Raw genomic sequence first — 348 nt, 5'->3', positions numbered from 1 at the left:
ATTCGATGATAATTTAGAGTTGAAGCGTGGGACACTGATCATTATTCCCTTAGTCAACATCTATGGTTTTCTTTCCAATAGCAGGACTTTCCCTGACGGTAGAGACTTGAATCGAAGTTTTCCGGGTAGTAAAAAGGGATCCTTGGCATCGAGGATCGCATTTATATTGAGCGAAGAAGTGATCCCATTGATTGATTTTGGAATTGACTTTCATACTGGAGGAAGGATGCTTTCCAATCATCCACAAATCCGGGTGGATTTCAAGGATAAAGTGGGTTTGGAGCTTGCTAAGGCATTTGGAACTCACTATGTAGTCCACTCCAAGCATATCGAAAAATCATTTCGGAA

Annotated in this window: 1 protein-coding gene; it reads left to right on the top strand. The window is 41.1% G+C overall.

All coding sequences use genetic code 11. From position 1 onward, the window contains the following. Positions 1-19 precede the first annotated feature (19 nt). A partial coding sequence (locus ACNKXV_RS13615; RefSeq protein WP_417908269.1) for a succinylglutamate desuccinylase/aspartoacylase family protein occupies positions 20-348 on the top strand: 329 nt, incomplete at its 3' end.

This window comes from Christiangramia aquimixticola (assembly GCF_048285835.1).
GTDB lineage: Bacteria > Bacteroidota > Bacteroidia > Flavobacteriales > Flavobacteriaceae > Christiangramia > Christiangramia aquimixticola.
The sequence above is the reverse complement of the archived record's forward strand: the minus strand, read 5'-3'. Positions and strand labels throughout refer to the sequence as shown.